Source organism: Streptomyces sp. 12E (assembly GCF_055633275.1).
On record NZ_JBVNCJ010000001.1, the window covers coordinates 4,278,849 to 4,291,894 of the forward strand.

Sequence of the window (13,046 nt, forward strand, 5' to 3'; positions counted from 1 at the left end):
GCGTGATCGATATCAACGAGTCCGTGATGCAGTTCCTCCTGGCGTTCCTCGTCGTCGGCCCGCTCCTCGGCGCCGCCGCCGCCCTCCTGCCGGCCCCGCCCGGACTGAAGGGGAAGTCACCCGACCAGGCGGTGCTCCGCCACGGAGTGACCGTCACCGGCGCGATCCTCGCCGCGGCGATCGTCCTCGCGCTCGGCTTCGACCACGACCAGCCGTCGAGGATGCAGGCCACGACCGACATCAGCTGGATCCCCGCGCTCGACGTGCGCATCCACCTCGGCACCGACGGCATCTCCCTCCCCCTTCTGGTCCTGACCGCGCTGCTGACCTTCCTCTGCGCGCTCCACTCGTACTTCAATCCGCCCAAGGGGCCGTCCCCGAAGGCCTTCGTCGCCCTGCTGCTGGTCCTCGAGGCCGGCACCCTCGCGACCTTCGCCGTCCTCGACCTGGTCCTGTTCTTCCTCGCCTTCGAGACGGTCCTCGTCCCGATGTACTTCCTCATCGCCCGCTGGGGCGGCGAGGGCCGGGCCGAGGCCGCCTGGAAGTTCATCCTCTACACGCTGCTCGGCTCCGTGGTCATGCTGCTCGGCCTGCTCCTGATCGGAATCGAGGCGGGCACTTTCGACATGGTGGCACTCGCCACTGACAACGGCCGGTCACTGACCGCGTCCGTGCAGCTCATCGCCGTACTGGCGATCGGGATCGGGCTCGCGGTCAAGACCCCGATGTGGCCGCTGCACAGCTGGCTGCCCGACGCCCACACCGCCGCCCCGACCGTCGGCTCCGTCCTGCTGGCCGGCGTCCTGCTGAAGATGGGCACGTACGGGTTCGTCCGCATCCTGCTGCCCGCCGCGCCGGACGGCTTCCGCACCTTCGCTCCGTACCTCGCCGCGTTCGCCGTCGTCGGCGTCATCTACGGATCCCTCGCCTGCCTGGCCCTCGCCAAGCGGGGCGCGAAGGGCGACCTCAAGCGCCTCATCGCCTACTCCTCCGTCGGCCACATGGGCTTCGTCCTCCTCGGCATCGCGACCATGACCCCGACCGGCGTCAACGGCGCCCTGTTCGCCAACGTCGCCCACGGCCTCATCACCGGCCTGCTGTTCTTCCTGGTCGGAGCCCTCAAGGACCGCACCGGCAGCACCGACCTCGACGCCCTCGCGAAGGAGACCGGCGCAGCCCTCTACGGCAAGGCCCCGCGCCTCGGCGGCCTGCTCGCCTTCGCCGCCGTCGCCTCCCTCGGCCTGCCCGGCCTCGCCGGATTCTGGGGCGAGATGCTCGCCCTGTTCGGCGCCTTCGACCCCGCCGAAGGCCTCAGCCGCCCCGCCTTCCTCACCTTCATGGCCATCGGCGCGTTCGGCACCCTGCTGACGGCCGCCTACCTGCTGATCGTGGTCCGCAGGGTCTGCATGGGCGCCGCACCCCAGGACGCCCCGCACCTCACCGACGTGCGCTCCCACGAGTTCGCGGCCTGGACCCCGCTCGTCGTCCTCACCGTCGTCGCCGGACTCTGGCCCAGGGCCCTCCTGGGACTGACCGACCCGGCCGTGCAGCAGCTCCTCGCAGGAGGCACCCGATGAGCTCCCTCGTCCAGTCCGTCGACTGGCTGGCCATCGCGCCGCCCACCATCGCGGCGGTCGTCGGACTCGTCGTCCTCGTCGCCGACCTCTTCGTGAACGAGGCCAGGAAGCCGCTCCTCGGCTGGCTCTCGGTGGCCGGACTCGCCGCCGCCACGCTCATGCTGCTGCCCCTCCTCGACGCCGACCGCAGCACCTTCTGCCTGGTCGGCGACGAGGGCGTGTGCAGCTACACCGCGGACCGCTTCACCCTCGTCATCCAGTTCCTGGTCCTCGGCGGGGCACTCCTGGCCGCCCTCCTGTCGGTCACCGCCCTGAAGGACGAGGGCAAACGGCTCCCCGAGGGCGAGTACTGGTTCCTGTTCCTCTCCTCCGCGGCCGGCGCCGCTCTCCTGCCCGCCTCCCGCGACCTCGCGACCCTCGTCGTCGCCCTGGAGGTCGCCTCCCTGCCCGCCTTCGCCCTGGTCGGCCTGCGGCACGGCGACCGGAGGTCCTCCGAGGCGGCCCTGAAGTTCTTCCTGTCCTCCGTCACCGCCACCGCGGTCAGCCTGCTGGGCATCAGCTTCGTCTACGCCGCCACCGGGACCCTCCACCTCACCCGGGTCGCCGAGCGCGTCCAGCACGTCGACGGACAGCTCCACACCCTCACCCAGACCGGCGTCGTCCTGACCCTCATCGGTTTCGCCTTCAAGACCGCCGCCGTCCCCTTCCACTTCTGGGTCCCCGACACCTACGTGGGCGCCCCCCTGCCCATCGCCGCCTACCTGTCGGTCATCGGCAAGGCCGTCGGCTTCTCCGGGCTCACCCTCGTCACCGTCGTCGCCCTCCCGTCGTACGCCGGCGTCTGGGGCCCGGCCCTCGCCGCGCTGGCCGCCCTCACCATGACCGTCGGCAACGCGGGCGCCCTCAGACAACAGGCCACGCGCGCGTACAGCGCGGTCCGCCTCCTCGCCTGGTCGTCCGTCGGCCAGGCCGGCTACCTCCTGGTGCCGATCGCCGCCGCCGCGTACTCCGGCGACGCCGAGAGGTCGATCGGCTCCACCGTCGCCTACGCCCTCATGTACGGCGCCGTGAACCTGGGCGCGTTCGCCGTGGCCGCCCTCGTCGGCCGCGCGCACCGGCTCAACCGGGTCGCCGACTACCGCGGCCTCTACGCCTCCAGCCCTCTCACCGCGCTCCTCCTGGGCTTCTTCCTGCTCTGCCTCGCCGGGCTCCCGCCGGGCGTCATCGGCCTCTTCGCCAAGGTCACCGTGTTCTCCGCGGCCGTCGACGCCGGACTGGGCTGGCTCGCCGTCGTCATGGCCGTCAACGTCGTCATCGCGTTGGTCTACTACCTCCGGTGGACGGCCCTGCTGTTCCGCGCCCCCGAGGGCGAACCGGTGAAGCACCGGCTCCCCGCCCCCCTCACCGCCGCCCTCACCCTGACCGGCGTCCTCGGCATCGTCCTGTCCGGCGCCCCCCAGCTGGTCCTGCGCTTCACCGGCACCGGGCTCTTCTGACCACCGGGCCCGCCCGGCACGCGCGCGTGGAGGCACCCGACGCCCACGCACGCGTGCGGCCCGGGAACGCCCGGGACGGGTCGCCACCCGGACGGTTGACACGCGCCACCACGCGCACAAGGGAACTAGTGCCCTTCGCCTGGCGTTGACCGGTACGGGAGGGTCCACCGGACGTGACACCACCAAGCCGGTGGACAGCGCAGGTCAGAAGGAAGATCAGCAAGCAAGGGTCCCCCTGTCGCACGATTTGGAGGGCGTACCGTGCACCGCCGGCACAACGGGCTCAGGACAGCGGTCCTCCTCGGGGGACTGTCCGCACTCATCATCGTCATCGGCAGCCTCTTCGGCCGCACGGGGCTCGTCGTCGCCGTCCTGATCGCGCTGGGCACCAACGCGTACGCGTACTGGAACAGCGACAAGCTGGCCCTGCGCGCGATGCGCGCCCGCCCGGTGAGCGAGTTCGAGGCCCCGGGGCTGTACCGCATGGTCCGCGAGCTCTCCACCCAGGCCCGCCAGCCCATGCCGCGCCTGTACATCTCCCCGACCGAGGCCCCCAACGCCTTCGCCACCGGCCGCAACCCGCGCAACGCGGCCGTGTGCTGCACCGAAGGCATTCTGCGCCTGCTCGACGAGCGGGAGCTGCGCGGTGTCATCGGCCACGAGCTCAGCCACGTCTACAACCGCGACATCCTGATCTCCTCGGTCGCCGGAGCCCTCGCCTCCGTGATCATGTTCCTGGTCAACTTCGCCTGGCTGATCCCGATCGGCCGATCGGACGACGACGACGGCCCCGGTCTCCTCGGCATGCTGCTGATCATGATCCTCGGGCCGCTCGCCGCATCCCTCATCCAGCTGGCCATCAGCCGCTCCCGGGAGTACGAGGCCGACGCCTCCGGGGCCCAGCTCACCGGCGATCCGCTCGCCCTCGCCGGCGCCCTGCGCAAACTGGAACACGGCGCCAAACAGCTCCCCCTGCCCCCCGAGCCCCGCATCGAGACGGCCAGCCACATGATGATCGCCCACCCGTTCCGACCGGGCCAGGGGCTCTCGAAGATGTTCTCCACCCACCCGCCGATGGCGGAACGCATCGCCCGGCTCGAGAAGATGGCAGGTCACCACCAGTGAAGACCATCCTGAACCTCGTATGGCTCGTCTTCAGCGGCTTCTGGCTGTTCCTCGGCTACCTGCTCGCGGGCGTGCTGCTCTGCATCACGGTCATCGGCATCCCCTTCGGCGTCGCCGCGTTCCGCATCGGCGTCTACGCCCTGTGGCCCTTCGGGTACACGACGGTCGAACGCCGGGACGCGGGAGCACCTTCCTTCCTCGTCAACGTGCTGTGGCTGCTCCTCGCGGGCTGGTGGTTGGCGCTCGGCCACATCCTCACCGGCATCGCCCTGTGCGTGACGGTCATCGGAATCCCGCTCGGTATCGCCAACTTCAAGCTGATCCCGGTCTCGCTGTTCCCGCTGGGCCGGGAGATCGTGCGCACCGACCAGTCGTTCACACAGCGCTGACCAGCCGGGAGGCACACCCGTCGGCCCCGTCGCGGCCCAGGAGTTGTCCACAACCCGGAGGTTGTCCACAGGCCCGCACGCATGTCGGTGGCGGCCCGCATCATGAACCCATGACCGAGCACGAGCAGTTGCTGACACAGGTGGCGGACAAGGCCCGCAAGACCCGTCCATGGGGCTGGCCTTCCCTCCCCGACCCCGTCGACCCGGCCACCCTGGCACATGCCGAGGTCACGCTGGGCTTCGCCCTGCCCCCGCTGCTCGCCGAGCTCTATCTGCGCATAGCGGACGGCGGATTCGGCCCCGAGTACGGATTGCTGCCCCTGCTGGACAGCGCGCCCTCCGGCGAACCCTCCGCCGTGGCCCAGTACCTCGCCCACCGCGAGAGCGGCCGCGAGGACCCCGACTGGGCCTGGCCCGAGGGGATACTGCCGATATCCCACTGGGGCTGCGGCATGTACGCCTGTGTGGACTGCCGCTCGCCCCGGGCCACCGTCCTCCTCTTCGAACCCAACCCCGGCGACCCCGGCCACGCCTGGTTCCTCGACGCGCCCGGCCTCGCGGACTGGCTCCACTCCTGGATCCGGGGCACGGGCTGGTACGAGGAGGAGAACGAGGGGACGGGCCTGGCCCCCTGGACCGGTTCCGTGGGCCGCGGGGCGTCGGCTTCCTGACCGGGCCCTGGAAGACCACCGCGGCGCTCGGGAAAGACGCCCCGGAGAGAGCGAGGGCCCGAGAGGCCGGACGGGCCCACGAGCACGGCTTCCCTCGCACCCGGGCCCATCACGGTTACCGGCTACGGACCGCCCTCGACCCCCGCCGCACGCCGTAAGCCGCCGCCCCCACCACCAGCGCCCCCGCGCCCGCGGCCACCGAGACCCACGGCAGCGAGAACGCCAGCACCAGGCACCCGGCGAACCCCACCGCCGGCACCACCCGCGTCATCGGCCGTGGATCGAGTGTCCAGGCCGACGCGTTGGCCACCGCGTAGTACGCCAGCACCCCGAAGGAGGAGAATCCGATCGCACCCCGTACATCCACCGTGGCGGCCAGGACGGCGACCACCGCGCCCACGGCCAGCTCCGCCCGGTGCGGCACCTGGAACCGCGGGTGCACGACGGCGAGGACACCCGGCAGATGCCGGTCCCGGGCCATGGCCAGGACCGTCCGTGACACCCCCAGGATCAGGGCGAGCAGCGAACCCAGCGCGGCCACCGCCGCACCCACCCGCACCACCGGCGCCAGCCAGGGAGCACCTGCGGCCCGCGCCGCGTCGGCGAGCGGCGCGGTGGCCTCGCCCAGCCCCTTCGGCCCCAGCACGGAGAGGACGGCCACGGCGACAGCCGCGTACACGACCAGCGCGATGCCCAGGGCAAGCGGAATCGCCCGCGGGATGGTGCGCGCCGGATCCCGGACCTCCTCACCGAGGGTCGCGATACGGGCGTACCCGGCGAAGGCGAAGAACAGCAGACCGGCCGCCTGCAACACCCCGCCGGCGCCGCCCGGGACCCCGACGCCCAGCCGCCCGGCATCGGCTTCCCCCGACGTCAGACACACGACCACCACGAAAGCGAGGACGGCCAGGACCACACCCACGATCACCCGCGTCAGCCACGCGGACTTCCGGACACCGCCGTAGCTCACCGCGGTCAGCGCCACCACGGCGGCCACCGCCACGGCGTGCGCCTGCCCCGGCCGGACGTAGGCGCCCACGGTGAGGGCCATCGCCGCGCAGGAGGCCGTCTTCCCGACCACGAACGCCCAGCCCGCGAGGTGACCCCAGAAGTCCCCGAGCCGCTCGCGCCCGTACACGTACGTGCCGCCCGAAGCCGGGTGGAGGGCAGCGAGGCGCGCCGACGACGTGGCGTTGCAGTAGGCGACCACGGCGGCGACCGCCAGTCCGAGGAGCAGCCCGGAACCGGCCGCGTGCGCGGCGGGCGCCAGGGCGGCGAAGATCCCGGCTCCCACCATCGAGCCGAGACCGATGACCACGGCATCACCGACACCGAGCGTGCGGCGCAGGCCGGGACCGGATGTGTGCGTCATGGGCCGCACCCTACTGACCACCCGCAACCGGCAGGTGGGTGCGTGACGTCCTTCACGGTGCAAGGGCGGCAGGAAAGGGCAGGTGCGCGGCATGACGATCACCGGCTGGATCCTCCTGGGACCGCCGGCCGGGGCGGCAGCGAAGTTCCCGCTGCCCGGCCGCGACCCGGGCGGCTTCGTCGGCACGACGCTGATCGGCGTCGCCGGTGCGTTCATCGGCGGACGGACGTCCGCCCGTTGGCTCGACCACCCGATCGCCAGGGACTTCTACGACGGCGCCACCTGGGCCGCCGCGATCGGCGGCTCGCTCGTCCTCCTGGTCGCCTACCGCATCCTGTTCGGCCACTCACGCGACTGACCGCGCACCGCGGGCCCCGAGGACGCTGCCGGCAGGCGAGAAGGGTGGTCACCGCTCGGGTGCCCACCCTTCCTCGTGTCCCTGCGGCGTGCGAACGCCACCGGTTCCAGCCGGGCCTACCGGTAGTTCACGAACTGCAGGGCGAAGTCGAAGTCCTTGCCCTTGAGCAGCGCGATGACGGCCTGCAGGTCGTCGCGGCTCTTGGAGCTGACCCGCAGCTCGTCGCCCTGCACCTGGGCCTTCACGCCCTTCGGGCCCTCATCGCGGATGATCTTCGCGACTTTCTTCGCGTTGTCCTGGGAGATGCCCTCCTCGATCGACGCGAAGATCTTGTACTCCTTGCCCGAGAGCTGCGGCTCACCCGCGTCCAGGGCCTTCAGGGAGATGCCCCGCTTGATCAGCTTGGACTGGAAGACGTCGAGGACGGCCTTGACCCGGTCCTCGGAGTTCGCCTCCATGAGGATCTTCTCCCCGGACCACGAGATCGAGGCACCCACGCCCTTGAAGTCGTAGCGCTGCGAGATCTCCTTGGCGGTCTGGTTGAGGGCGTTGTCGACCTCCTGCCGCTCGACCTTCGAGACGATGTCGAAACTGGAGTCGGCCATGTCCTGTGGCTCCTTGAATCGGGGTGCGTACCGGGCAGCGCACCGGATGCGTACCGGCGTACGTGAAGCGGCCCCCGAGCCCGGCATCGGTCCCCGGCCGCATCCGGACCAGCCTAGTCACCCCCGGCCTCCGGGTCGCGATCAATCGGGTGGCGAAGCACCCCTGCTCATCGGGTATTGTTTACGTCGTTGCCACGGAGCACCGCCGAAAAGCGGCTCGACGGCAGCAACCCCGGCGGTGTGCCCGAGCGGCCAAAGGGAGCAGACTGTAAATCTGCCGGCTCAGCCTTCCCAGGTTCGAATCCTGGCGCCGCCACACTGGGGAAGACCCCCTCCGGACTGCGGAAACGCAGAACGGAGGGGGTCTCTTCATGTGCGAGGGGGAGCACTCCGGGAGACGAGGGGCACACTGGCCCCATGTCGTCCCGCCGCCGCCCCTGCCCCGTGTGCCGTCGTGAGATCGCCGTCGTCGCCGGGCGGTACGCGCGGCACGATCCGCCCGGCGCCCGGGGGAGCGGGGACTTGACCTCGTGCCCCGGGTCACGCAGACACGCCCCGCTCGGCGCGGAACAGCCCTCGCTGGACGGTTACGCGGTGCCGGAGTTCCCGGGGCAGATGCCCCTCTTCTAGTTGCCGGCCACCGACTTCACGGCCACCGACACCGGCGCGGGGCCGCTGATCAGCTCCAGGGTCAGGCCGGCCGTCGCGGGGGTGTCCACCAGCTCCGCCAGCACGGCGGCCACATCGTCGCGAGGGACCGGGCCGCGGCCCGTGCGGGCCTCCAGGCGGACCAGGCCGGTGCCGGCGTCGTCGGTGAGCTGACCGGGGCGCAGGATCGTCCAGTCCAGGGCGTCCAGACCGCGTACGTACGCGTCCGCCTCGCCCTTGGCGCGCAGGTACACGTCGAAGACCTCGTCGCCCTCGTGGGCCGGGTCCGCGCCCATGGACGACACGATCACGAAACGCCGTACGCCCGCGCGGACGGCCGCGTCGGCGAAGAGGACCGCCGCCGCCTTGTCCACCGTCTCCTTGCGGTCCACACCGCTGCCCGGCCCGGCACCCGCCGCGAACACCGCCGCGTCCGCGCCCTCCAGCCGCTGCGCGACCTCCTCCACCGACGCCGACTCCAGGTCGAGCACGACCGGCTCGGCGCCCAACTGCCGCAGTTCGTCGGACTGTTCGGGTTTGCGGATGATGCCCGCCACCTCGTCCCCGCGCGCGGCGAGCAGCCGCTCCAGCCGCAGCGCGATCTGACCATGACCACCAGCGATGACAATGCGCATGCCTCCGACCGTACGCCGGGGCGACCGCATCCGCCGCGCAACGCCCCGGGGACCCCGTCCGGCCCTATGCGTCGCTCCGTCCCTGTCTGGGCAGCCCCGGTTCCAACTCCGCCGCCGGACCGCCGTACTCCCGCACCGCGCTCGTCCGTGCCACCACCTGCCCTCCGTGCACCACGATGCGGCTGTACCCCAGCGACAGCGCCTCCGGGAGCACGTCCCCGCGGACCGCCAGCAGCTCGGCCGGGAAACCCGCCTCCACGCGCACCTCGGGCAGCCCCAGGGCCGCCCGCGCCGCCCCGCTCACCGAGGCGTAGGCGTCCTCGGCGGACAGTCCGTGGCGGGAGGCCAGCAGGTACGCCGCCTCCAGCGGGTCGCCGCGGCCCACCGGGTTCGACACGTCCCGCAGGGCGCCGCTCCCGGCGGCCACCCGCACCCCCGCCGACCGCAGCAGCCGTACCGGTGCCGTGCCCCGGTGGTCCACGGCACCGCAGCCGCCCTGCGGCAGGCACACCACCGTCACCCCGGCCGCCGCGAGCCGGTCCGCGGTCCGCGCGGCCGGCTCGGCGGGCAGCCGGGCGAGGCCGCCGCACGGGCCGAGGGCGACCCCGGGCCGCAGCCCGCCCGCCATGGCCGCGAACCGGGCCAGACGGGCGGGGTCGGCGGCGTCCGTGTGCAGATCGACGGGACAGCCGTGCTCGGCGGCGACCTCCAGGACCGCCTCCACGTACCCCGTGGGATCGGGGTCGAGATCGGGGCAGCCGCCCACCACGGACGCGCCCATCTTCACCGCGTCCCGCAGCATCGCGAGCCCGTCCGCCCCGGCCACCCCGGTCAGCACCCGGGGCACCGCCACCGTCGTCAGTTCGGCCAGTCCGCGCAGCGAGCGCTCCGCCCGCAGTACGGCGGTCAGCGCGCCGAGTCCGGCCATGTCGCCCACGCGCACGTGCGCCCGCAGCGCCGTCGCGCCGTGCCCGAGCTGGAGCAGCGCCGCCTCCGTCGCGCGGCGCTGGACGTCCCGGGGGGCGTACGAGACGGGGCCGCCGTCGTCGGCGGACAGCGCCGTGTCCGCGTGGACGTGGGGCTCCGCGGGGGCCGGCAGGAGCAGGTAGCCGGTGAGGTCGACCTGCGTGTCGCACACGCGCGTGCCGTCCGCCGCCAGGCTGCCGGCCGTACCGACCGCCTCGATGCGTCCGTCGCCCAGCCGTACGTCCACGGTCCGGCCGTCGGTGAGGCGCGCGCCGCACAGCAGCAGCGGGTCCGGCCCGGCCGCGGCCGGACCCGGGGGCGAGGGCGGGCGGGGCGGTGGCTGCGGCCGGCTGTCGGGCATCGCGTTCCAGGGGCTCGGGCTGCGCACCGGGGGACGGGGTCGCGCAGGCAAGATCACGCAGAGTGAGTCGAGCCTAGGCCGGGGGCCCGCTCCTCGCCGGGAGGAGCCCAATAGTCGTACCGGCGTGGTCCGCCCGGGGAAGACCCGGGGAAGAGGGGTCGAAACGGATTTGGGCGAACGGCGGCGGACCGTGTAATGTCTTCATCGCTCGCCCCAATAGCTCAGTCGGCAGAGCGTCTCCATGGTAAGGAGAAGGTCAACGGTTCGATTCCGTTTTGGGGCTCTGGTGTGTGAGGTTCCCGCCGCGAGGCGGGGCCCGATCGCATCAAAGCGGTGTAGCTCAGTCGGTAGAGCAAGCGGCTCATAATCGCTGTGTCACCGGTTCAAGTCCGGTCACCGCTACAGACAGTAGCCGATTGCGGGGTCGGTCCTTCGATCGGCTACTCTTCTTGCGTTAATCAAGTCCATCCGTTCGTCAAGGAGCACTCACGTGGCTGCCACCGACGTCCGCCCGAAGATCACGCTGGCCTGCGTGGAGTGCAAGGAGCGGAACTACATCACCAAGAAGAACCGGCGTAACAACCCGGACCGTCTTGAGATGAAGAAGCACTGCCCGCGTTGCAATGCGCACACCGCGCACCGCGAAACGCGATAAAACAGGCTCGTACACGAGGCCGTCCCCCCAGCCAGGGGGGCGGCCTCGTGTCGTTTTCCCGCCGACCGGATACGGTCAGGACCGGCCGACCGCAGGCAGAGACAGACGACACAGGAGGTGCCGCGCGCATGCCGCTCGACCAGTCCTTCGTGGGGCGGACCTACCCGCCCACCGCGCCCTACGAGGTGGGCCGGGAGAAGATCCGCGAGTTCGCCGAGGCGGTGGGGGACGCCAACCCCGCGTACACGGACGTGGAGGCCGCCAAGGCGCTCGGCCACCCCGATGTGATCGCCCCGCCCACCTTCGTGTTCGCGATCACCTTCAAGGCCGCGGGCCAGGTCGTCGCCGACCCCCGGCTCGGCCTCGACTACAGCCGGGTGGTGCACGGCGACCAGAAGTTCGCCTATGTCCGCCCGGTACGCGCCGGTGACCGGCTCACCGTCACCTCGACCATCGAGACGATCAAGTCGATGGCCGGAAACGACATACTGGACATCCGCGGCGAGGTGCACGACCAGGACGGCGAACACGTCGTCACCGCCTGGACCAAGCTGGTGGCCCGCGCGGCCGAGGAGGCGTGACGAACACCATGACGGCGAAGATCTCCTACGCCGACGTCGAGGTCGGCACCGAACTGCCCGCACAGACGTTCCCCGTGACCCGCGCCACCCTCGTCCGGTACGCGGGCGCCTCCGGTGACTTCAACCCCATCCACTGGAACGAGAAGTTCGCCAAGGAGGTCGGTCTGCCCGACGTCATCGCGCACGGCATGTTCACCATGGCCGAGGCGATCCGCGTGGTGACCGACTGGGCGGGCGACCCGGGCGCGGTCGTCGAGTACGGCGTCCGCTTCACCCGTCCGGTCGTCGTCCCCGACGACGACCAGGGCGCCGTCATCGAAGTGAGCGGCAAGGTCGCCGCCAAGCTCGACGACCACACGGTCCGCGTGGACCTCACCGCGACCAGCGCGGGACAGAAAGTCCTGGGCATGTCGCGGGCGGTCGTCCGGCTGGGCTGACCCGGACGGGCCGGGGGAGCGGGGCCGTCGGCACCGTCTCGTAGTCTTGGGCCCGTGCAGGAACTCCACGACGCCCCCCTCGCCCCGCTGACCACCTTCCGGCTGGGCGGCCCCGCGACCCGGCTGGTCACCGCCACGACCGACGACGAGGTGATCGCCGTCGTCCGCGAGGCCGACGACAGCGGTACGCCACTGCTGGTCATCGGCGGCGGTTCCAACCTGGTCATCGGCGACAAGGGCTTCGACGGCACCGCCCTCTCCGTCGCGACCAAGGGTTTCGCCCTGGACGGCACGCGACTGGAGCTGGCCGCCGGCGAGGTGTGGACCGACGCCGTCGCCCGCACGGTGGAGGCGGGCCTGGCCGGCATCGAATGCCTGGCCGGCATCCCCGGCTCGGCGGGTGCCACCCCGATCCAGAACGTCGGCGCGTACGGGCAGGAGGTCTCCTCCACCATCACCGAGGTCGTCGCCTACGACCGCCGGGCCCGCGAGATCGTCACACTCGGCAACGAGGAGTGCGCCTTCTCCTACCGCCACAGCCGCTTCAAGGCCGACCCCGAGCGTTACGTCGTCCTGCGGGTGCGCTTCGCGCTGGAGGACGCGGGCGGCCTCTCCGGCCCCGTCAAGTACGCCGAGACGGCCCGCGTCCTCGGGGTCGCACCGGGCGAGCGGGTCCCCCTGGCCACGGCCCGCGAGACGGTCCTGAAGCTCCGTGCGGGGAAAGGCATGGTCCTGGACCCCGAGGACCACGACACCTGGTCGGCCGGTTCCTTCTTCACCAACCCGATCCTCGACGACGAGGCGTTCGCGGCCTTCCGGGCCCGCGTACGGGAGCGGCTCGGCGCCGACGCCGAGCCCCCCTCGTACCCCGCGGGCGAGGGCCGCACCAAGACCTCCGCGGCCTGGCTGATCGACAAGGCGGGCTTCACCAAGGGCTACGGCGAAGGCCCGGCCCGCATCTCCACCAAGCACACCCTCGCCCTCACCAACCGGGGCGGGGCGACCACCGAGGACCTGCTGGCACTCGCCCGCGAGGTCGTCGCCGGCGTGCACGAGGCCTTCGGCATCACGCTGGTCAACGAACCGGTCACGGTGGGCGTGAGCCTGTAGCGGCCGAATCCCCGGTGTCGTCCGCCGTACGGGCCCGCGATGCCGGGCCCGTGAGGCCGA

General features: G+C 71.9%; 15 protein-coding genes and 3 tRNA genes. 14 read left to right on the forward strand and 4 right to left on the reverse strand.

Going from position 1 to position 13,046, the window contains the following annotated elements:
• The first annotated feature begins 2 nt into the window (after positions 1-2).
• From ACZ8ZB_RS19885 to ACZ8ZB_RS19905, 5 genes are all read left to right on the forward strand, one after another.
• A complete protein-coding gene (locus ACZ8ZB_RS19885) occupies positions 3-1,577 on the forward strand; it encodes a complex I subunit 4 family protein (RefSeq protein WP_470739039.1) in 1,575 nt (524 codons plus the stop codon).
• The gene (locus ACZ8ZB_RS19890; RefSeq protein WP_470739040.1) at positions 1,574-3,073 is read left to right on the forward strand and encodes an NADH-quinone oxidoreductase subunit N; all 1,500 of its coding nucleotides are present in this window, start codon (positions 1,574-1,576) and stop codon (positions 3,071-3,073) included. The genes ACZ8ZB_RS19885 and ACZ8ZB_RS19890 overlap by 4 nt, the downstream gene beginning before the upstream one ends.
• Before the next feature lie 261 nt (positions 3,074-3,334).
• A complete protein-coding gene (gene htpX, locus ACZ8ZB_RS19895) occupies positions 3,335-4,198 on the forward strand; it encodes a zinc metalloprotease HtpX (RefSeq protein ID WP_470739041.1) in 864 nt (287 codons plus the stop codon).
• Positions 4,195-4,587 carry a YccF domain-containing protein gene (locus tag ACZ8ZB_RS19900; protein ID WP_470739042.1) on the forward strand — a complete coding sequence of 131 codons (393 nt, stop codon included), beginning with the start codon at positions 4,195-4,197 and terminating at the stop codon, positions 4,585-4,587. Before htpX ends, ACZ8ZB_RS19900 begins: the two co-directional genes overlap by 4 nt.
• A 110-nt stretch (positions 4,588-4,697) precedes the next feature.
• The gene (locus ACZ8ZB_RS19905) at positions 4,698-5,258 is read left to right on the forward strand and encodes an SMI1/KNR4 family protein (RefSeq protein WP_470739043.1); all 561 of its coding nucleotides are present in this window, start codon (positions 4,698-4,700) and stop codon (positions 5,256-5,258) included.
• A gap of 115 nt (positions 5,259-5,373) precedes the next feature.
• Here the strand turns inward: ACZ8ZB_RS19905 and ACZ8ZB_RS19910 are convergent, their stop codons facing one another.
• The gene (locus tag ACZ8ZB_RS19910; protein WP_470739044.1) at positions 5,374-6,630 is read right to left on the reverse strand and encodes an APC family permease; all 1,257 of its coding nucleotides are present in this window, start codon (positions 6,628-6,630) and stop codon (positions 5,374-5,376) included.
• A 91-nt stretch (positions 6,631-6,721) separates the two neighbouring features.
• Between ACZ8ZB_RS19910 and ACZ8ZB_RS19915 the strand changes: the two genes are divergently transcribed.
• Entirely contained in the window at positions 6,722-6,988 is a 267-nt protein-coding gene (locus tag ACZ8ZB_RS19915) for a GlsB/YeaQ/YmgE family stress response membrane protein (RefSeq protein ID WP_470739045.1), read from the forward strand.
• 116 nt (positions 6,989-7,104) lie between these two features.
• Here the strand turns inward: ACZ8ZB_RS19915 and ACZ8ZB_RS19920 are convergent, their stop codons facing one another.
• Positions 7,105-7,593, reverse strand: a complete 489-nt coding sequence (locus tag ACZ8ZB_RS19920; RefSeq protein WP_024883143.1) for a YajQ family cyclic di-GMP-binding protein — start codon at positions 7,591-7,593, stop codon at positions 7,105-7,107.
• A gap of 234 nt (positions 7,594-7,827) precedes the next feature.
• Here ACZ8ZB_RS19920 and ACZ8ZB_RS19925 point away from each other — a divergent pair.
• Positions 7,828-7,909: transfer RNA gene (locus ACZ8ZB_RS19925), tRNA-Tyr, on the forward strand.
• A gap of 101 nt (positions 7,910-8,010) precedes the next feature.
• Complete coding sequence (locus tag ACZ8ZB_RS19930; protein ID WP_470739046.1) at positions 8,011-8,223, forward strand: hypothetical protein; 213 nt, start codon at positions 8,011-8,013, stop codon at positions 8,221-8,223.
• On the opposite strand, the gene ACZ8ZB_RS19935 is transcribed toward ACZ8ZB_RS19930, so the two are convergent.
• On the reverse strand, positions 8,220-8,876 hold the full coding sequence (locus tag ACZ8ZB_RS19935) for an NAD(P)H-binding protein (RefSeq protein ID WP_470739047.1): 657 nt from the start codon (positions 8,874-8,876) through the stop codon (positions 8,220-8,222). The two genes, ACZ8ZB_RS19930 and ACZ8ZB_RS19935, sit on opposite strands and share 4 nt — an antisense overlap.
• A gap of 64 nt (positions 8,877-8,940) precedes the next feature.
• Positions 8,941-10,203 (reverse strand): amidohydrolase family protein, encoded by a 1,263-nt coding sequence (locus ACZ8ZB_RS19940; RefSeq protein WP_470741534.1) that lies wholly within the window; start codon positions 10,201-10,203, stop codon positions 8,941-8,943.
• A 210-nt stretch (positions 10,204-10,413) separates the two neighbouring features.
• Here ACZ8ZB_RS19940 and ACZ8ZB_RS19945 point away from each other — a divergent pair.
• The 6 genes from ACZ8ZB_RS19945 (at position 10,414) to ACZ8ZB_RS19970 (ending at position 12,986) form a co-directional block, all read left to right on the forward strand.
• Positions 10,414-10,486 (forward strand) — tRNA-Thr (locus ACZ8ZB_RS19945).
• A 46-nt stretch (positions 10,487-10,532) separates the two neighbouring features.
• Positions 10,533-10,605: transfer RNA gene (locus tag ACZ8ZB_RS19950), tRNA-Met, on the forward strand.
• A gap of 88 nt (positions 10,606-10,693) precedes the next feature.
• The gene (rpmG, locus tag ACZ8ZB_RS19955) at positions 10,694-10,858 is read left to right on the forward strand and encodes a 50S ribosomal protein L33 (protein WP_003948671.1); all 165 of its coding nucleotides are present in this window, start codon (positions 10,694-10,696) and stop codon (positions 10,856-10,858) included.
• A gap of 128 nt (positions 10,859-10,986) precedes the next feature.
• On the forward strand, positions 10,987-11,439 hold the full coding sequence (locus ACZ8ZB_RS19960; protein WP_470739048.1) for an FAS1-like dehydratase domain-containing protein: 453 nt from the start codon (positions 10,987-10,989) through the stop codon (positions 11,437-11,439).
• Between the two features lie 8 nt (positions 11,440-11,447).
• Positions 11,448-11,876: a MaoC family dehydratase gene (locus ACZ8ZB_RS19965; protein ID WP_470741535.1), complete on the forward strand. Its 429-nt coding sequence runs from the start codon at positions 11,448-11,450 to the stop codon at positions 11,874-11,876.
• A gap of 54 nt (positions 11,877-11,930) precedes the next feature.
• Positions 11,931-12,986, forward strand: coding sequence for a UDP-N-acetylmuramate dehydrogenase (locus ACZ8ZB_RS19970; protein WP_470739049.1), 1,056 nt, complete (start codon positions 11,931-11,933; stop codon positions 12,984-12,986).
• Positions 12,987-13,046: the final 60 nt, after the last annotated feature.